17 protein-coding genes are annotated in these 19,712 nt (G+C 36.6%); 15 read left to right on the top strand and 2 right to left on the bottom strand.

What is annotated here, in order from left to right; all coding sequences use genetic code 11:
• Window positions 1–19: 19 nt before the first annotated feature.
• The gene (locus SPB_RS09155) at window positions 20–1,000 is read right to left on the bottom strand and encodes a polyprenyl synthetase family protein (protein ID WP_003103898.1); all 981 of its coding nucleotides are present in this window, start codon (window positions 998–1,000) and stop codon (window positions 20–22) included.
• A gap of 229 nt (window positions 1,001–1,229) precedes the next feature.
• Between SPB_RS09155 and ispE the strand changes: the two genes are divergently transcribed.
• The 4 genes from ispE (at window position 1,230) to SPB_RS09135 (ending at window position 4,113) form a co-directional block, all read left to right on the top strand.
• Window positions 1,230–2,081 (top strand): 4-(cytidine 5'-diphospho)-2-C-methyl-D-erythritol kinase, encoded by an 852-nt coding sequence (ispE, locus tag SPB_RS09150; protein ID WP_003103055.1) that lies wholly within the window; start codon window positions 1,230–1,232, stop codon window positions 2,079–2,081.
• Window positions 2,082–2,149: 68 nt separating this feature from the next.
• Window positions 2,150–2,593, top strand: a complete 444-nt coding sequence (locus SPB_RS09145; protein WP_003104958.1) for a zinc-dependent MarR family transcriptional regulator — start codon at window positions 2,150–2,152, stop codon at window positions 2,591–2,593.
• A gap of 3 nt (window positions 2,594–2,596) precedes the next feature.
• On the top strand, window positions 2,597–3,295 hold the full coding sequence (locus tag SPB_RS09140; protein WP_003105804.1) for a metal ABC transporter ATP-binding protein: 699 nt from the start codon (window positions 2,597–2,599) through the stop codon (window positions 3,293–3,295).
• A gap of 2 nt (window positions 3,296–3,297) precedes the next feature.
• Window positions 3,298–4,113, top strand: coding sequence for a metal ABC transporter permease (locus SPB_RS09135; protein WP_003103272.1), 816 nt, complete (start codon window positions 3,298–3,300; stop codon window positions 4,111–4,113).
• A 38-nt stretch (window positions 4,114–4,151) separates the two neighbouring features.
• Here SPB_RS09135 and tyrS read toward each other — a convergent pair whose 3' ends face one another.
• On the bottom strand, window positions 4,152–5,408 hold the full coding sequence (gene tyrS, locus SPB_RS09130; RefSeq protein ID WP_003105208.1) for a tyrosine--tRNA ligase: 1,257 nt from the start codon (window positions 5,406–5,408) through the stop codon (window positions 4,152–4,154).
• 93 nt (window positions 5,409–5,501) lie between these two features.
• Here tyrS and pbp1b point away from each other — a divergent pair, with 93 nt between their 5' ends.
• From pbp1b to comGG, 11 genes are all read left to right on the top strand, one after another.
• Window positions 5,502–7,811: a penicillin-binding protein PBP1B gene (pbp1b, locus tag SPB_RS09125; RefSeq protein WP_437437301.1), complete on the top strand. Its 2,310-nt coding sequence runs from the start codon at window positions 5,502–5,504 to the stop codon at window positions 7,809–7,811.
• A 263-nt stretch (window positions 7,812–8,074) separates the two neighbouring features.
• On the top strand, window positions 8,075–11,653 hold the full coding sequence (gene rpoB / locus SPB_RS09120; RefSeq protein ID WP_003105515.1) for a DNA-directed RNA polymerase subunit beta: 3,579 nt from the start codon (window positions 8,075–8,077) through the stop codon (window positions 11,651–11,653).
• An 86-nt stretch (window positions 11,654–11,739) separates the two neighbouring features.
• On the top strand, window positions 11,740–15,372 hold the full coding sequence (rpoC, locus tag SPB_RS09115; protein ID WP_279386803.1) for a DNA-directed RNA polymerase subunit beta': 3,633 nt from the start codon (window positions 11,740–11,742) through the stop codon (window positions 15,370–15,372).
• Between the two features lie 103 nt (window positions 15,373–15,475).
• Window positions 15,476–15,850: a DUF1033 family protein gene (locus tag SPB_RS09110; RefSeq protein ID WP_003103833.1), complete on the top strand. Its 375-nt coding sequence runs from the start codon at window positions 15,476–15,478 to the stop codon at window positions 15,848–15,850.
• Between the two features lie 53 nt (window positions 15,851–15,903).
• Window positions 15,904–16,845 carry a competence type IV pilus ATPase ComGA gene (gene comGA, locus SPB_RS09105; protein WP_003102925.1) on the top strand — a complete coding sequence of 314 codons (942 nt, stop codon included), beginning with the start codon at window positions 15,904–15,906 and terminating at the stop codon, window positions 16,843–16,845.
• Window positions 16,757–17,812 (top strand): competence type IV pilus assembly protein ComGB, encoded by a 1,056-nt coding sequence (gene comGB, locus SPB_RS09100; protein ID WP_076751810.1) that lies wholly within the window; start codon window positions 16,757–16,759, stop codon window positions 17,810–17,812. Before comGA ends, comGB begins: the two co-directional genes overlap by 89 nt.
• Window positions 17,809–18,135 (top strand): competence type IV pilus major pilin ComGC, encoded by a 327-nt coding sequence (comGC, locus tag SPB_RS09095; RefSeq protein WP_003104947.1) that lies wholly within the window; start codon window positions 17,809–17,811, stop codon window positions 18,133–18,135. Before comGB ends, comGC begins: the two co-directional genes overlap by 4 nt.
• Complete coding sequence (comGD, locus tag SPB_RS11605; RefSeq protein WP_307877782.1) at window positions 18,089–18,532, top strand: competence type IV pilus minor pilin ComGD; 444 nt, start codon at window positions 18,089–18,091, stop codon at window positions 18,530–18,532. The genes comGC and comGD overlap by 47 nt, the downstream gene beginning before the upstream one ends.
• The gene (gene comGE, locus SPB_RS09085) at window positions 18,504–18,803 is read left to right on the top strand and encodes a competence type IV pilus minor pilin ComGE (RefSeq protein ID WP_003104125.1); all 300 of its coding nucleotides are present in this window, start codon (window positions 18,504–18,506) and stop codon (window positions 18,801–18,803) included. The genes comGD and comGE overlap by 29 nt, the downstream gene beginning before the upstream one ends.
• Window positions 18,781–19,218 carry a competence type IV pilus minor pilin ComGF gene (gene comGF / locus SPB_RS09080; protein WP_003102915.1) on the top strand — a complete coding sequence of 146 codons (438 nt, stop codon included), beginning with the start codon at window positions 18,781–18,783 and terminating at the stop codon, window positions 19,216–19,218. The genes comGE and comGF overlap by 23 nt, the downstream gene beginning before the upstream one ends.
• Entirely contained in the window at window positions 19,196–19,648 is a 453-nt protein-coding gene (gene comGG, locus SPB_RS09075) for a competence type IV pilus minor pilin ComGG (protein WP_003105699.1), read from the top strand. Before comGF ends, comGG begins: the two co-directional genes overlap by 23 nt.
• Window positions 19,649–19,712 lie beyond the last annotated feature (64 nt).

Below are 19,712 nucleotides of genomic sequence, written 5' to 3'. Positions count from 1 at the left end.
AAGAAATCCTTTGCTCTTTTTATATATTTCGTTTTAACAATTCCTTGGTTACTTTTAAGAGTTGTTTTTGGGCTTTTATTTTTGGTAGTTGTTCAATATCGGCCAGTGCTTTTTCGGTGTACTTATTAGCCAATGCTTTAGCTTCCTCAACACCACCATAAGTTAAAACTAATTCTTTGACTTGTAACCGATCTGCGGAGGTCATGTCTCGCTGCTTATCGAGTAGGGGTTTAAAGGCAGCAGGATTTTTTTTCATTGCTAGTAAAAGAGGCAGACTATAGACACCATTGCATAAGTCTTCTAATACAGGTTTGTTGAAAGTTTTAGGGTCTGCTGTGTAATCTAAGATGTCATCTAAAATCTGGAATGTCATTCCGATGTGATGGCCAATTCTACCAGCAAGGCTTACTACATCTTGACTTGCTCCGGCAAAATAAGCCCCTTCTTGACTAGCTAATTGGAAAAGCTCTGCCGTTTTCCCCGAAATAGCAGTTAGGTAACTTTCCACATCTTGTTCTTGATTGAAGTAGAGCTCCATTTGTTCCAATTCGCCAATTAGAATCTGTTTCATGGCTTTGGCATTGATGGTCATGTAAGGAGAATCTTGCATGCTTTCGAGGATTAATTCGAAGAAAATGGTGAAAAGAAAATCACCTGTATATACGGCCACATCTTTTCCGAATTGGGTTTGAATTGTTTTTTGACCTCGTCTAAGCGGAGAATCATCAATGACGTCATCATGAATTAAGGTGGCCATGTGGAGAATCTCTAGAGAGGCAGCAATTTGACGGAGTTGGTCACGATTTTTTTGTTCTTGGTCTCCGAATTGAGAAAAGAAAAAGAAAAAGGCTGGTCTCAGGTATTTTCCCCCGGCTGTACTTAAATCTACAATTGCAGCTTTTATATCCGAATTTCGAACATTGGCACGTTGACCGATTAATTCTACAACGGCATCAATTTCTTTTTGGATTTCTGGAAACTTGTTCCAATAACGTGACATCTATGGTTCTCCTTGCATACTTTTACCTCTCTATTCTACCTTAAATAGAAGGTGATTGCTAGAATAATATTCGGAGAAAAGTATTATTAGCAGGCATAAGCTATTGATAGACTTGGCTTTTGAGGAATTGACAGAGTCAGTTGACATAAAATTGGAATAACAGATAGTTGAGTTTTTTATTAATATTGTGTATATTTTAAGATATATCAAAGATTAAGTGAGGGGTCTTATGGTTTCAATAATTGAAAGAGCTCCTGCAAAAATTAATTTAGGCTTGGATGTGCTTGGTAAGCGGGATGATGGCTATCATGATTTATCAATGGTCATGGTAAGTGTTGATTTATGTGACTATATTACATTGTCAGACAGAGAAGACAATAAGATTGTGATAACTTCTAATTCTCCTAAAATGCCAGTAAATGATAAAAATGATGTCTTTAAAGCAGCTCAACTGATAAAAGCTGATTATGGTATAAAAAAAGGAGTAAGCATCAATTTGGACAAGAAAATTCCAATTTGTGCAGGTATGGGTGGTGGCTCAAGCGATGCAGCGGCGACAATTAGAGGACTCAATAAGCTTTGGCAATTAAATCTAACTAAAGAGGAAATGATTGCAATTGGCAAACGTATTGGCAGTGATGTTCCCTATTGTATTTCAGGTGGCTGTGCTCAGGTTGGCGGCATGGGAGAGCAGGTAGATTGTATAGATGGGAAATTGTCATCTTGGGTTGTTCTGGTTAAGCCTGAATTTGGGATTTCAACGCGAACGATTTTTTCTGAGGTTGATTGTCAAGAAATTTCTCGTGTTGATATTTCTGCCATAATAAATGCTTTAGAAACTAATAACTATCAGGCTTTGATTACTAGCATGGGAAATTCTTTGGAAAATATTAGTATTACAAGAAAGCCATTTATTCAGAAAATAAAAGATAAAATGATTTTTTCGGGAGCAGATGTTGCCTTGATGACTGGGAGTGGACCAACAGTGTTTGCTCTATGTCGGACAGAAAAACAGGCCAATCGGGTCGTCAATAGTCTAAAAGGATTTTGTAAGGAAGTTTATAAAGTAAGAACATTATAGAGGCAATTCATCTTGCTTCTTTGATTTCTTTTTGTTATAATTAACTGGTTAAGAAAATGAGGTGTGTTATGGGGACTTTAGAAAAGAAAATTGATAGCTTGGTTAATCGAATTTTGATGAAGGCTGAAAATCAGCACGAACTATTATTTGGCTCATGCCAAAGTGATGTTAAATTGACAAATACTCAGGAACATATTTTGATGCTCCTGTCACAGGATAAACTGACAAATACTGAATTAGCAAAAAAATTAAATATCAGTCAGGCTGCTGTTACAAAAGCAATTAAAAGTTTAATTAAGCAAGGCATGCTGGCTTCATCTAAGGATGCAGTAGATGCGCGTGTTACCTATTTTGAATTAACTGAACTGGCTATGCCAATTGCCCAAGAACATACACATCATCATGATCAAACACTAGATGTCTATAAGAGACTGCTTGAAAACTTCTCAGAGGAAGAGGAAGCAGTCGTTGAAAAATTCTTGACTGTATTTGCCAAGGAATTAGAAAGGTAAATTTTGAGATATTTAACAGTTGAAAATCTCTCCTTCTATTATGAAAGTGATCCCGTCCTAGAGGGGGTCACTTATCATTTAGACAGCGGAGAGTTTGTTACCTTAACCGGAGAAAATGGTGCCGCGAAATCAACCTTAATTAAAGCGACTCTAGGTATATTGACACCAAAGGTTGGTACAGTAACTTTTTCGAAAACGAATAAAGAAGGAAAAAAACTTCGAATCGCCTACCTACCGCAGCAAGTTGCCAGTTTTAATGCTGGGTTTCCATCAACTGTCTATGAGTTTGTGAAATCAGGACGGTACCCTCGTAATGGTTGGTTCAGACGTCTTACAAAGCATGATGAAGAACATATCAAAGCTAGCTTGGAATCAGTTGGCATGTGGGAAAGTCGTAACAAACGGATTGGTAGTTTATCTGGTGGACAAAAGCAAAGGGTTGTGATTGCACGAATGTTTGCTTCTGACCCTGATGTTTTTGTCCTCGATGAACCGACTACTGGTATGGATAGTGGAACGACTGAAACATTTTATCAGTTAATGAATCATAGTGCACATAAACATGGTAAAGCTGTTTTAATGATTACCCATGACCCTGAAGAGGTCAAAGATTATGCTGATCGTAATATTCATTTGGTTCGTAATGAAAACCTCCCATGGCGTTGTTTTAATGTCCATGACCAAGAAAGCAAGGAGGTTTAAGTATGTTAGAGATATTATCTTATGATTTTATGCAGAGAGCTGTAATGGCTGTTATCGCTATTAGTATTTTTGCTCCTATACTTGGTATCTTTTTAATTCTGCGTCGCCAAAGTCTAATGAGTGATACACTGAGTCACGTTTCCTTAGCAGGGGTGGCACTTGGCGTGGTCCTGGGTGTTAATCCAACTTGGACAACGATTATTGTCGTAGCGATTGCAGCGGTGGTTCTTGAGTATCTTCGTGTAGTTTACAAGCACTACATGGAAATTTCAACAGCCATTCTCATGTCAATGGGGTTAGCAATCTCGCTCATTATTATGAGCAAATCTTCAAGCAACTCCAATGTTAGCCTAGAGCAGTATCTCTTTGGATCAATCATTACAATTAGCATGGAGCAGGTTATTGCCCTCTTCGTTATAGCTATTCTAATCCTTGTCTTGACTATGCTCTTTATTAGACCCATGTATATTTTGACCTTTGATGAGGATACCGCTTATGTCGATGGCTTACCTGTTAGATTGATGTCAGTTCTGTTTAATGTTGTAACCGGTATAGCTATCGCGTTAACAATCCCCGCGGCAGGAGCCTTACTAGTTTCGACAATCATGGTCTTGCCAGCAAGTATTGCTATGCGAATAGGTAAAAATTTCACTTCCGTGATTTTCTTAGGTATTGGCATTGGGTTTGTCGGTATGACTGCCGGAATCTTCCTGTCCTATTTCTGGGAAACACCAGCAAGTGCCACTATCACAATGATTTTTATCACAATTTTCTTGATTGTGAATATTATCGGGATACTCAAAAAATTAGTTAAATAAAAATGTCCTACCTTGAGGTAGGACATTTTTTCTTGTGATTAATAAGTTAATACAGCGTACTTTTTCTTGCCACGACGGATAACAGTTAATTGTCCATCGATTTTATCTTCATCTTGTAATTGATAGTCTAAATCTTGAAGGCGTTCGCCATTGACATAGATTGCACCATTACTTACATCTTCGCGTGCTTGACGTTTTGATGGGGAGATACCAGCTGTAACTAACATCTCAACAATATTCATATTAGCTTCGGAAGATACATGATAGTTTGGCACATTGCTAAGACCTTGTTTTAATTCACTTGCTGATAATTCTTTGATATTTCCGGCAAAAAGTTGTTCAGTGATTTTGACAGCTTGATCGTAAGCAGCCTTACCATGGACTAGAGTAACAACTTCACAAGCTAATGTTTTTTGAGCTAGACGTTCATGTCGCGCAGCATCAAAAGTTTTTTCGATGGCATTAATTTCGTCTAAGCTTAAGAAAGTAAATATTTTCAAGAAGCGAACAGCATCATCGTCCATTACGTTTAACCAGAATTGGTACATTTCATAAGGAGATGTTTTATCTGCGTCTAGCCATATTGCATTACCTTCAGACTTACCGAACTTTTTACCAGTTGCATCTGTGATTAACGGAACGGTCATAACATGACCGGTCTTGTCTGATTTTCTGCGAAGCAGCTCTGTTCCGGCAGTCATGTTTCCCCATTGGTCAGAACCACCAATTTGGAGAGTGACATTGTGTTTTGCGTTCAATTCGTAGAAGTCATATCCTTGCATGATTTGGTAGGCAAATTCAGTGTATGAAATTCCTGTTTCAATTCTTTTTTTAACAGAATCTTTACTCATCATGTAGTTAACGGTAAAGTACTTACCAACATCTCGGAGGAAGTCGATGAAGCTAATTTGAGAGAACCAATCATAGTTGTTTACAAGTTCAGCTTTGTTGTCACCATTTTCAAAATCAAGGAAATTAGATAGTTGTCCCTTAATTTTGTCACTCCATTCCAAAACAGTTTCTTTGGTTTGAAGGCTACGTTCAGCATCTTTAAATGAAGGATCACCAATTAAACCTGTTGCTCCTCCGACAAGAGCATATGGTTTGTGCCCTGCAAGCTGTAAGCGACGTGAAGTCAAAATCGCCACTAAGTGACCTAGGTGTAAGCTATCAGCTGTTGGATCATAACCTGTATAATAGGATACTTGCCCTTCTGTTAGTGCTTTGACAAGGGCTTCTTCGTCGGTCGTTTGAAAGACCAAGCCACGAGCTTTGAGTTCTTCAAAAATATTCATAGGCTTTCTCCATTTTCTTTTTAGTTACGGAAATCATTATATCAAAAAAAGCAACTGCTATGCAAGCTTTATCAAAGTTTGGTATAATAGAAGTTGAGGTATTTTATAGTGAACCAATTAAAGAAGAAAAAAACAGGTAGAAAGCAAAATCTGGATGCTAAAGATATTAGCTTTGTTGCCTTAAGAACTGCAAAATTACTAACCAATTTTATATATATTACAATCTTCCTATTTGGTATGCTTGGTGCTGGGATGGCTTTTGGCTATTTAGCTAGTCAGATTGACTCGGTTAAAGTTCCTAGTAAGGATAGTTTAGTCAAAGAAGTTAAGACTATCACGATGATTTCACAACTTAAGTATTCAGATGATAGTATGATTTCTCCGATTGATACTGATTTATTGAGAACGCCTGTAGCTAATGATGCTATTTCACCAAATATGAAGAATGCCATTATTTCAACTGAAGATGAAAACTTTAAAGAACATAAAGGTGTTGTTCCCAAGGCAGTCTTTAGGGCAACTCTAGGATCTATCCTAGGTTTAGGAGAATCTAGTGGGGGGTCAACCTTAACTCAGCAGTTAATTAAACAGCAAGTGCTTGGGGATGATCCAACCTTTAAACGTAAATCCAAAGAAATTATTTATGCTTTAGCTTTAGAAAGATATATTAATAAGGATGATATTTTATCTACTTATTTGAATGTCTCTCCTTTTGGTCGTAATAATAAAGGACAAAATATTGCTGGTATCGAAGAAGCTGCTCAAGGGATATTCGGTGTTTCAGCAAAAGATTTAACAGTACCGCAAGCAGCTTTTTTAGCTGGTTTGCCACAAAGTCCAATTGTTTATTCACCTTATTTAGCAACTGGTCAGTTAAAATCTGAAAAAGAAATGTCTTTCGGTATTACACGACAACATAATGTTCTCTATAATATGTATCGGACAGGATTCCTTTCTAAGAAAGATTATGAATCTTATAAAAACTATCAGATTAGTAAAGATTTTAAAAAACCAGAATCTATCAAAATTAATAAGCATGACTATCTTTATTATGCTGTTTTAGAAGATGCTAAAAAAGCCATGTTCACTTATCTTATTAAACGAGATAAAATTTCGCCACGAGATTTGAAAAATGATGAGATAAAAGCCTCTTATGAAGAGATGGCTATGAAAGAGCTACAACAAGGTGGTTACACTGTAAAAACAACAATCAACAAGAATGTATACAATGCTATGCAAGATGCTGTTAACCGATTTGGCGGCTTGCTTGATGATGGCTCTGGTATGGTTCAGGTCGGGAATGTCTTAACCAATAATTCTAATGGAGCAATTATTGGTTTTATTGGCGGACGTGATTATACCATGAACCAAAATAATCATGCTTTCAATACCATGCGTTCTCCAGGATCAAGTATTAAGCCAATTATTGCATATGGCCCTGCTATTGACCAAGGTTTGATGGGGAGTGAAAGTATGCTTTCTAATTACCCGACAACCTATTCTAGTGGACAAAAAATTATGCACGTTGACAGTGAAGGTACGGCAATGATGAATCTTCAGGAAGCTTTAAACACTTCTTGGAATATTCCGGCATATTGGACTGAGAAATTGCTTCGTGATCAAGGTGTTGATGTTGAAGCCTATATGTCTAAGATGGGATATCGAATCAATGATTATTCAATTGAAAGTCTTCCACTTGGCGGAGGTATCGATGTATCTGTTGGAACACAGACAAATGCTTATCAGATGATTGCTAATAATGGTGAGTTTCATGAGCAATATATGGTTGAAAAGATTACTGCTAGTGACGAAACTGTCGTTTACCAACATGAGAAAAAAGGACAACGTGTTTTTTCAGCGCCAACAGCGACAATATTACAGCAATTATTACGTGGTCCAATTGATTCTGGTGCAACTACAACTTTCAAATCACGTTTGAATGGACTTAATCCATCTTTGGGTTCAGTTGATTGGATAGGTAAAACGGGTACTACTGAGAATTATTCTGATGTTTGGCTAATGCTTGCTACTCCAAAAGTAACCTTAGGTGGTTGGGCTGGACATGATAATAATAATTCCTTAACACCGATGGCAGGCTATAATAATAATTCAAATTATATGGCAAATTTAGTAAATGCCATTAACCAAGCAGATCCAAGTTTATTTAAATCAGGAAGATTTGGATTAGACAAAGGTGTAATAAAATCTAATGTCTTGAAAACAACAGGGCTACAACCAGGAACTGTAACAGTCAATGGTCGCCGCATCACACTTGGAGGCCAAACAGTGACTAGTTTATGGGCGAAAAATGGAGCTGGTCCGATGACTTATAAATATGGTATTGGTGGTACGGATGCAGACTATCAAAAAGCTTGGGCAAGTTTCAATATTAGAAAAAAATAGCTTGAATTTTAGTGACAAATAGTGTATAATACTAATAACTATTTGTCGTCCAATCTAGTTGAAATATTGTCCAACTAGGAAGTACAGCAGTTAAATCAAACTGATTCAGTCAGATTTAGCTGCTCTTTTTGTGCCTATTTTTGCTAAATATAGTCATTTGTCATCTATATTTAAAGATTCTAAAAATTCACAATTGGGATAAATTATAAAATTAGACCTATTTGCTATCATGCAAATGTTAAAAAGAAAAAGGAGCTAAAAACTTGGCAGGACATGAAGTTCGATACGGAAAACACCGTACACGTCGTAGCTTTTCAAGAATCAAAGAAGTTCTTGATTTACCAAACTTAATTGAAATTCAAACTGACTCATTCCAAGAGTTTCTTGATGCAGGATTAAAAGAAGTTTTTGAAGATGTATTACCAATTTCAAACTTTACTGACACAATGGAACTTGAATTTGTAGGTTATGAATTTAAAGAACCAAAGTATACTTTAGAAGAAGCTCGTATCCATGATGCAAGTTATTCTGCACCAATCTTTGTTACTTTCCGTTTAGTTAACAAAGAAACTGGTGAAATTAAAACTCAGGAAGTTTTCTTTGGCGATTTCCCAATCATGACTGAAATGGGAACATTCATCATCAATGGTGGTGAACGTATTATCGTATCTCAATTAGTTCGTTCGCCTGGTGTTTACTTTAATGATAAAGTGGACAAAAATGGCAAAATTGGTTATGGTTCAACTGTAATCCCTAACCGTGGTGCATGGTTAGAATTGGAAACTGATGCTAAGGATATTGCTTATACGCGTATCGACCGTACTCGTAAAATTCCATTTACAACACTTGTTCGTGCTTTAGGATTCTCAGGTGACGATGAAATTGTTGATATCTTTGGTGAAAGTGATTTAGTTCGTAATACAATTGAAAAGGATATTCACAAAAACCCAAGTGATTCACGTACTGACGAAGCCCTTAAAGAAATTTATGAGCGCTTAAGACCGGGTGAACCTAAAACTGCTGATAGTTCACGTAGTTTATTGATTGCTCGTTTCTTCGATGCTCGTCGTTATGATTTAGCAGCTGTTGGACGTTACAAAGTCAATAAAAAATTGAACATCAAAACACGTTTGTTGAATCAGACAATTGCTGAAAACTTGATTGATGCTGAAACAGGTGAAATTCTTGTTGAGTCTGGTACAGTAATGACTCGTGAAGTGATTGAATCAATTGAAGAACATATTGATGGAGATTTGAACAAATTTGCATATACACCAAATGATTATGCAGTTGTCACTGAACCCGTAATTCTTCAAAAATTCAAAGTGGTTTCACCAATTGATCCGGATCGTGTTGTTACCTTGATTGGTAATGCCGCTCCTGATGATAAAGTTCGTGCATTGACACCTGCTGATATTCTTGCAGAAATGTCTTATTTCTTAAACCTTTCTGAAGGTATTGGTAAAGTAGATGACATCGACCACCTTGGTAACCGTCGTATTCGTGCCGTTGGTGAATTACTTGCTAACCAATTCCGTATTGGTCTTGCACGTATGGAACGTAACGTTCGCGAACGTATGTCTGTTCAAGATAACGATGTTTTAACACCACAACAAATTATTAATATTCGTCCTGTAACTGCTGCGGTTAAAGAATTCTTTGGTTCTTCTCAGTTGTCACAGTTTATGGACCAACATAATCCATTGTCTGAGCTTTCTCATAAACGTCGTTTATCAGCCTTAGGCCCTGGTGGATTGACTCGTGACCGTGCAGGGTATGAAGTACGTGACGTACATTACACTCACTATGGTCGTATGTGTCCAATTGAAACTCCTGAAGGACCAAATATCGGTTTGATTAATAACTTGTCATCATTTGGTCACTTGAACAAGTATGGCTTTATTCAAACGCCTTATCGTAAGGTTGATCGTTCTACTGGTATCGTTACTAGCGAAATCGTCTGGTTAACAGCTGATGAGGAAGATGAGTTCACAGTTGCACAGGCAAATTCAAAACTAAATGAAGATGGCACATTTGCGGAAGAAATTGTAATGGGTCGTCACCAAGGTAATAACCAAGAGTTCTCTGCAAGTATTGTTGACTTTGTTGACGTTTCTCCTAAACAGGTAGTTGCTGTTGCGACAGCATGTATTCCTTTCTTGGAAAACGATGACTCAAACCGTGCCCTTATGGGTGCCAACATGCAACGTCAGGCTGTTCCATTGATTAATCCAAAATCACCATTTGTTGGTACTGGTATGGAATATCAAGCAGCTCATGACTCAGGAGCTGCCGTTATTGCTCAATACAGTGGTAAAGTTGTTTTCTCAGATGCTGAGAAAGTAGAAGTTCGTCGTGAAGATGGCTCTCTAGATGTTTACCATATTACAAAATTCCGTCGTTCAAACTCTGGTACAGCCTATAACCAACGCACACTTGTTAAAGCTGGCGATATCATTGAAAAAGGTGACTTCATTGCTGATGGACCTTCAATGGAAAATGGAGAAATGGCACTTGGACAAAACCCAGTCGTAGCCTATATGACTTGGGAAGGTTATAACTTCGAGGATGCTGTCATCATGAGTGAACGTCTTGTCAAAGAAGATGTTTATACATCAGTTCACTTAGAAGAATTTGAATCAGAAACTAGAGATACAAAGCTCGGCCCTGAAGAAATTACACGTGAAGTACCAAACGTTGGTGAAGAAGCTCTTAGAGATCTTGACGAAATGGGGATTATCCGTATTGGTGCTGAAGTTAAAGAAGGCGATATTCTTGTAGGTAAAGTTACACCTAAAGGTGAAAAAGACTTGTCTGCTGAAGAACGTCTATTGCATGCAATCTTTGGTGATAAATCTCGTGAAGTTCGTGATACATCACTTCGTGTTCCTCACGGTGGAGATGGTATCGTTCGTGATGTTAAAATCTTTACACGTGCTAACGGAGATGAATTACAATCAGGCGTAAACATGTTAGTTCGTGTTTACATTGCCCAAAAACGTAAAATCAAAGTTGGAGATAAAATGGCTGGTCGTCACGGAAACAAAGGGGTTGTTTCTCGTATCGTTCCTGTGGAAGACATGCCTTATTTACCAGACGGAACACCAGTTGATATCATGTTGAACCCTCTTGGGGTACCTTCACGTATGAACATTGGACAAGTTATGGAACTCCACCTTGGTATGGCTGCTCGTAATTTAGGAATTCACATTGCAACACCAGTCTTTGACGGTGCTACTGCCGATGACCTTTGGGAAACAGTTATAGAAGCTGGCATGGATTCAGATGCTAAAACAGTTCTTTATGATGGCCGTACAGGTGAACCATTTGATAACCGCGTTTCTGTTGGTGTCATGTATATGATTAAACTTCACCACATGGTTGATGATAAACTTCATGCGCGTTCTGTTGGGCCATACTCACTCGTTACACAACAGCCTCTTGGTGGTAAAGCACAATTTGGTGGACAACGTTTTGGTGAGATGGAAGTTTGGGCCCTTGAAGCCTATGGAGCTTCAAATGTTCTTCAAGAAATCTTGACTTACAAGTCAGATGATGTAACTGGACGTTTGAAAGCTTATGAAGCTATTACAAAAGGTAAACCAATTCCAAAACCAGGTGTTCCAGAATCATTCCGCGTGCTTGTAAAAGAATTACAATCTCTAGGTCTTGATATGCGTGTCCTTGATGAAGATGATAACGAAGTTGAACTTCGTGATCTTGACGAAGGTGAAGATGATGACGTGATGCACGTTGATGATCTTGAAAAAGCACGTGAAAAACAAGTTCAAGAAACTCCAGTTCCAGAAACAACTGAAGTAGCTGAAACAACTGAAGACTAAGAATAATAACATTGAAGTGAATTTACTAGACTAGAGCAGGAGCTCTAGTAACTAGTAAAATGATAAAACGAAGAAAGGTAAAACTAGTGGTTGACGTAAATCGTTTTAAAAGTATGCAAATCACATTAGCTTCACCAAGTAAAGTCCGTTCATGGTCTTACGGGGAAGTTAAGAAACCTGAAACAATCAACTACCGTACGTTAAAACCAGAACGTGAAGGTCTATTTGACGAAGTCATCTTTGGCCCAACAAAAGACTGGGAATGTGCGTGTGGTAAATACAAACGTATCCGTTATAAAGGAATCGTTTGTGACCGTTGTGGTGTAGAAGTAACTCGTGCCAAAGTTCGTCGTGAACGTATGGGACATATTGAGTTGAAAGCACCTGTATCTCATATTTGGTATTTCAAAGGAATTCCATCACGTATGGGACTAACATTGGATATGAGTCCTCGTGCCTTGGAAGAAATTATTTACTTCGCAGCATATGTTGTTATTGATCCAATGGACACACCTCTTGAACCTAAATCACTTTTAACAGAACGTGAATATCGTGAAAAAGTTCAAGAATATGGTTATGGATCATTCATCGCAAAAATGGGTGCCGAAGCTATTCAAGATCTCTTGAAACGTGTTGATTTACCAGCAGAAATTGCTGAGTTAAAAGAAGAACTTAAATCAGCATCTGGTCAAAAACGGATTAAAGCTGTTCGTCGTTTAGATGTTCTTGATGCCTTTAACAAATCTGGTAATAAACCTGAGTGGATGGTTCTTAACATCTTACCAGTTATCCCACCAGATTTGCGTCCGATGGTTCAATTAGATGGTGGCCGTTTTGCTGCGTCTGACTTGAATGACTTGTATCGTCGTGTTATCAACCGTAACAACCGTCTTGCTCGTTTATTAGAACTAAATGCCCCAGGTATTATCGTTCAAAATGAAAAACGTATGTTACAAGAAGCAGTTGATGCTTTGATTGATAATGGTCGTCGTGGTCGTCCAATTACAGGACCAGGAAGTCGTCCATTGAAATCTTTAAGTCATATGCTTAAAGGTAAACAAGGTCGTTTCCGTCAAAACTTGCTTGGTAAACGTGTTGACTTCTCAGGACGTTCAGTTATCGCAGTTGGTCCAACTCTTAAAATGTACCAATGTGGTGTACCACGTGAAATGGCAATCGAACTCTTCAAACCATTTGTTATGCGTGAAATTGTTGTTCGCGAATTCGCAGGTAACGTAAAAGCTGCTAAACGTATGGTTGAACGTGGAGATGAACGCATTTGGGATATTCTTGAAGATGTTATTAAAGAACACCCAGTTCTACTTAACCGCGCACCGACTCTTCACAGACTTGGTATTCAAGCATTTGAACCAGTTCTGATTGATGGTAAGGCACTTCGTCTTCACCCACTTGTGTGTGAAGCCTACAATGCCGATTTCGATGGTGACCAAATGGCCATCCACGTACCACTTTCAGAAGAAGCGCAAGCTGAGGCTCGTCTATTGATGCTTGCAGCGGAGCATATTCTTAACCCTAAAGATGGTAAACCAGTTGTTACACCTTCACAGGATATGGTTTTAGGTAATTATTACCTTACTATGGAAGATCCAGGTCGCGAAGGCGAAGGAATGATCTTCAAGGACTTAGATGAAGCTGTTATGGCTTATCAAAATGGCTTTGCCCATTTACATAGTCGTGTAGGTATTGCAGTTGAAAGTATGCCTAACAAACCTTGGAAAGATAGTCAAAGAAATAAAATTTTAGTAACAACAGTTGGTAAAATCTTGTTCAATGCTATCATGCCTGAAGACCTTCCTTATTTAAATGAACCAAACAATGTGAATTTAACTGAAGGTACTCCAGACAAATACTTCCTTGAACCTGGTAAAGAAATTCAAGAATTAATTGATTCATTAGAAATCAATGTACCATTCAAGAAGAAAAACCTAGGAAACATTATCGCTGAAACCTTTAAACGTTTCCGTACAACAGAAACTTCAGCATTCCTTGACCGTCTTAAAGATTTAGGTTACTATCATTCAACACTCGCTGGTTTGACAGTGGGTATTGCCGATATCCCTGTAATTGATAATAAAGTTGAGATTCTTGAAGCTGCTCACCATCGCGTTGAAGAAATCAACAAAGGTTTCCGTCGTGGTTTGATGACTGATGAAGATCGTTATGTTGCCGTTACAACAACATGGCGTGAAGCAAAAGAGGCTCTTGAAAAACGCTTAATTGAAACTCAAGATCCTAAGAACCCTATCGTTATGATGATGGACTCAGGAGCCCGTGGTAATATCTCAAACTTCTCACAGCTTGCTGGTATGCGTGGTTTGATGGCTGCTCCGAATGGTCGCATTATGGAACTTCCTATCCTCTCAAACTTCCGTGAAGGTTTGACCGTTTTGGAAATGTTCTTCTCAACTCACGGTGCTCGTAAGGGGATGACCGATACAGCCCTTAAAACAGCCGATTCGGGTTACCTTACTCGTCGTTTGGTGGACGTGGCTCAGGATGTTATTATCCGTGAAGATGATTGTGGAACAGACCGTGGTCTACTTATCAAAGCTATTACAGATGGTAAAGAAGTTACAGAAACTCTTGAAGAACGTTTACAAGGTCGTTATACTCGTAAATCAGTAAAACATCCTGAAACTGGCGAAGTACTTATCGGAGCTGATCAATTAATTTCTGAAGACATCGCACGCAAAATTGTTGAAGCTGGTGTTGAAGAAGTTACAATCCGTTCAGTATTTACATGTGCAACACGTCATGGTGTATGTCGTCACTGTTATGGTATTAACCTTGCAACTGGTGATGCGGTTGAAGTTGGTGAAGCAGTTGGTACAATTGCTGCCCAATCAATCGGTGAACCTGGTACACAGCTTACAATGCGTACCTTCCATACGGGTGGTGTTGCGTCAAATACCGATATTACTCAAGGTCTTCCTCGTATCCAAGAAATCTTTGAAGCACGTAACCCTAAAGGGGAAGCTGTTATCACAGAAGTTAAAGGTAAAGTGGTTGATATTGAAGAAGATGCTTCTACACGTACTAAGAAAGTATTTGTTGAAGGCAAAACGGGTAAAGGTGAATATGTTGTACCATTTACAGCTCGTATGAAAGTTGAAATTGGTGATGAGATTAATCGTGGAGCTTCACTAACTGAAGGTTCTATTCAACCTAAACGTTTGTTAGAAGTTCGTGATACACTGTCAGTTGAAACATATCTATTGGCTGAAGTACAAAAAGTATATCGTAGCCAAGGGGTTGAAATCGGAGATAAACACGTTGAAGTAATGGTTCGCCAAATGCTTCGTAAAGTTCGTGTTATGGATCCAGGTGATACTGAATTGTTACCAGGAACACTACTGGATATTGCTGACTTCACTACTGCTAACAAAGATATTGTTATCGCTGGTGGAATCCCTGCAACTTCTCGTCCAGTTCTTATGGGTATTACTAAAGCCTCACTTGAAACTAACTCATTCTTATCTGCTGCTTCATTCCAAGAGACAACACGTGTTCTTACAGATGCTGCAATTCGTGGTAAGAAAGACCATCTACTTGGTCTTAAAGAAAATGTTATTATTGGTAAAATCATTCCAGCTGGTACTGGTATGGCTCGTTATCGTAACATTGAACCACAAGCAATGAATGAAGTTGAAATTATTGAAGAACCTGTTTCAGAAGAAATTGTGGTTACTGAAAACTAATGAAAAAGAGTCTATTGACTCTTTTTTATTTTCTTCGTGAGCAGAAACTTTTTAAAAAGCCTACTATTTAGCTATAATATACTAAAGAGAAGGAAAAATGTATATGTATGAAGTAATAAAAATGTATGGTGACTGGGAACCTTGGTGGTTCATTGACGGTTGGAGAGATGATATTATCTATCAAAAAGAATATGAAAAATGGGAAGATGCTTTAGCTGATTTTCAAAATCAGTGGAATCACTTAAAGGAAACTTACCCAAGTATTCATAGTCAGAAAAATTTACTAGCTACTTTTTGGCAAGAAAGTGAAAAGAAATGGTGTGAAGATTGTGCTGATGATTTACAACAATACCATTCTATTTTACTTTTAAAAAATAATGACATTATCCCACTTGAAAAAAATATTGCTTCCTTCGAACAGCGTAATGATATCCCACCAGTACCATTTATTTGTAAATTAAGACTAAAAAAAAGTTAACTTATTATTAATAAGTTAACTTTTTTTCGAATAAATTGATAAGGAGGTAAATAATGATCCAAGGTTTGGGTAAGCAAATAATAAGTGAAGCGATGGAGTTGCAAGTTCAAGATATCTATATTTTACCTGAAGAGAATGGGTATCAATTGTTTTTCCGAATTCATGATGAAAGGCAAAAATTAGAAAATTTTCAAACAAGTCAATTACAACAATTAATGAGTCATTTTAAGTTTTTGGCTGGTATGAATGTTGGCGAAAAAAGAAGGTGTCAGTTAGGTTCTTGTAATTATGATATAGATGATTCTATATCAATCTCATTAAGACTTTCTACAGTTGGTGATTATCGTGGGCGTGAAAGTATGGTTATTCGTATTCTTTATCCTTATCAAGAGAATCAAACCTATTGGGAGGATATGGATGAAAAAATTAATCAATTTATAATCGGACGTGGACTCTATCTTTTTGCTGGACCAGTTGGATCAGGTAAAACAAGTCTAATGTATAGACTTATTGAGAAAAATTTCCATGACAGGCAAGTGATTACGATTGAGGATCCAGTTGAAATAAAGAATCCCAAATTCTTACAATTACAAGTTAATGATAGTATTGGAATGACTTATGATAATCTCATAAAGTTATCTCTGCGTCATCGACCGGATATTTTAGTAATTGGTGAAATTCGAGATAGGGAGACTGCACAGGCTGTGATTAGAGCAAGTTTAACAGGAATTATGGTCTTTTCAACAGTACATGCAAAAAGTATTCCAGGGGTATATTATCGCCTTTTAGAATTAGGAATTAATCAAAATGAATTAGAAAACGCCTTAAGATTAATAGTTTATCAAAGATTAATGGGAGGGAAAGGTTTAATTGATTTTACTAACAAAAACTATATTAGTCATTCGCATGAAAAATGGAATCAAGCTATTGATCAGTTGGTTGCAAAAGGACATTTCCCTGAAGAAAAAGGGGAAAAAGAAAAGATTATCAAGTAAAAAACAATATCAACTTATCCAATTGTTACATAATCTCCAAGCAAGCGGATTTAATTTAGTTGAAATGGTATCTTTTCTGAAGAAAAGTAAATTAATATCTGAAGAGCAGGTTAAAATTATGGAATTTCACATGCTCAATGGTAGTAGTTTATCAAAAATCATGCTTGATTTAGGTTACCCAGATAGTATTATAACTCAATTGAGTTTAGCAGAATTACATGGGAATATTTTGGGGAGTCTTGAAAATATAGAAACATACCTTTTGCAAGTGAATCATATTAAAAAGAAAACTTTCGAAGTGGTAATGTATCCACTTGTATTACTATTTTTTCTAACAACTATACTACTTGGTTTGAGACAATATTTATTGCCTTCGCTTAATGAGGAAGGTCCACTTATGTTCCTACTAACCTATTTTCCTCACCTTTTAATAATCCTAATTGTGATAATCCTCTTTGTCTCTATAGTAGTTATTTATAAATGGCGACGCAGTTCACCACTCAAGCTAATTAGCCAAATTAGTCGATTGCCTTTAATAGGATACGTCATCCAGTTATATATGACAGCCTTCTATGCTCGAGAATGGGGAAATTTATTAGATCAGGGGCTTGAATTAAGTACGATTTTGTCTGTTATGAGTAAGGAAAAATCACTTTTGGTACGGGAAATAGGTATAGAAATGAATAGTGCTTTTGTAGAGGGGATTCCGTTTGAGCAAAAGGTACTAGATTATCCATTTTTTAAAAATGAATTGAGTTTAATTATTTCATATGGACAAGTTAAATCAAAATTAGGGAAGGAGTTAGAAATATATTCTCAAAATACATGGGAGTCTTACTTCAGGTTCCTCATACAACTTACTCAGCTGATTCAACCAATTGTATTTTTAGCAGTTGCTCTAATTATTGTCATGATTTATGCAGCAATGCTATTGCCAATTTATCAAAATATGGGAGGAAATTTATGAAAAAATTTATTATTAATTTTAAAAACAAATCAGTACAAGCATTCACTCTTTTAGAGATGCTAATGGTTATTCTTATTATTTCTATACTGATGCTCTTATTTATTCCAAATTTAAACAAACAAAAAGAAAAAGTCTTGAATACCGGAGGAGAGGCTCTAGTTAAAATAGTTGAAAATCAAGCTGAACTCTATGCATTGAATAATGCTGGCAAAGTGCCATCATTAAATGATTTAAAGAGCAATGTAAATTTAACAGAAAAGCAAATAACCGCTTATAATGATTATTATAAAAAACACAGTGATAAAATCCCAAATGTTAAATAAGGAAGTATCAGCGTTTACCTATTTTGAATCTTTACTATGTCTAGTAATTACTTGTTTTTCAGTTATTATATTGACAACAAGTGTGGGTACAGTATTTGAAAAAGTTACAAATAATCTATTCTATATTGAATTTGAAAATTTTTATCGGCATAGTCAAAAAATTTCCATACTAAAACGGGTTGCAGGAACAATGGTATTTAAGGAAAAATCAATTTCATATCACAATGAAACAATTACCTTACCAGATACAATCAGACTTGGATTTGTTAACAAGGTAAAGATAAACCAGTTTGGTGGAAATCATTCTCTTGCTAAAATAAATTTTATTAGTTCGGATGAAACTGTTACTTATACTCTAAATTTAGGAAGTGGTACTTATAAAAAAACAAAAAATTAAAGGTTATATCCTTTTTGAAAGTCTTCTTGCTTTAGGTATTCTTGTTTATATTGTATTAGTTATTTTAGGCGCAATTGAGCAATATCAACAACTTCATAATCGGTACATACAGGAAGAAGAGGCTCTAAATGCTGCAATATCAGCTATTCAGACTCAAAAGGACAGTCTGGCTATTAATAATGTAGAAATTATTGTTCATTCAACAGCAAAGGAAATGAGAGTCAATGACAAAAGTAAAGAGTTGTTTCATGTTACAAAAATTAGTGACTAAGGGTTTTACCTTATTTGAAGCCTTAATTGCACTTTTAGTTATCTCTGGATCTCTACTGGTTTATCAAGGTTTAACTAAGTCAACGTTTGCCAATATGAACTATCTAAGTCAAAGTGATCAAGATAGTTGGCTCTTATTTGCAAATCAGTTTAGAGCTGAATTGGAAGGTTCACAATTTATTGAAATTAAAGGAAAAAAAATGCTTGTTAAAAAAGATGAAAAGGTAGTTTCTTTTAGATTAACTGAAAAAAATGACTTTAGAAAATCGGCGGCTAGTGGGAAAGGCTTAAATCCAATGTTGTTAAACTTACAGGATATTCAAATGACGACAGTAAATCACCAACTAACTCTTCATTTGATCTGGCAAAGTGGCCTGGAAAGGGATTTTATCTATGCATTTGAGAAGCCAAGTTAAAGCAGGAGTTCTCTTATATTCACTTTTGATGGCTTCAATTTTCATATTAATTGTTCAGGTTTACATTATTCAGAGCAACCGACTACAAGTTGAACATCAAGCTCATCTTGCAATTGCTAAGGCTTATGCAATGGCTGAAATGACAAAGTCTTCTCGTTCTGACAAACAGAATGGACAAATCTCATTTAATACAGGTACTGTAAAATATTCTAATAAAAATGATCAACTTCATATGCAAATTAATGTGGAAGGAGGTTTTGATTATCACTTTAGTTATGGCAATCAAAAACAAGAAAATCTAGAAAAAAACTCATTAATTGAAGATAACCAAAATCCAAATATACCAAGTAAAAAGAGAAAAGTTCGAAAAGAAAAACCATCAACAAACCAAGAGGAGAGGCAAGGTAAAGTCAAAGATCATACAGTATAATTTGAAAAAGATGATGAGGATAAGATATTATCAGTTGTTGAATAATTGGTAATATGAAAAGAAT

Origin of the sequence: Streptococcus parauberis NCFD 2020 (assembly GCF_000187935.1) — a bacterium.
In the GTDB taxonomy this organism is placed as follows: Bacteria; Bacillota; Bacilli; order Lactobacillales; family Streptococcaceae; genus Streptococcus; species Streptococcus parauberis.
Note: the sequence above shows the minus strand (reverse complement) of the source record. Positions and strands in the feature narration are given on the sequence as shown.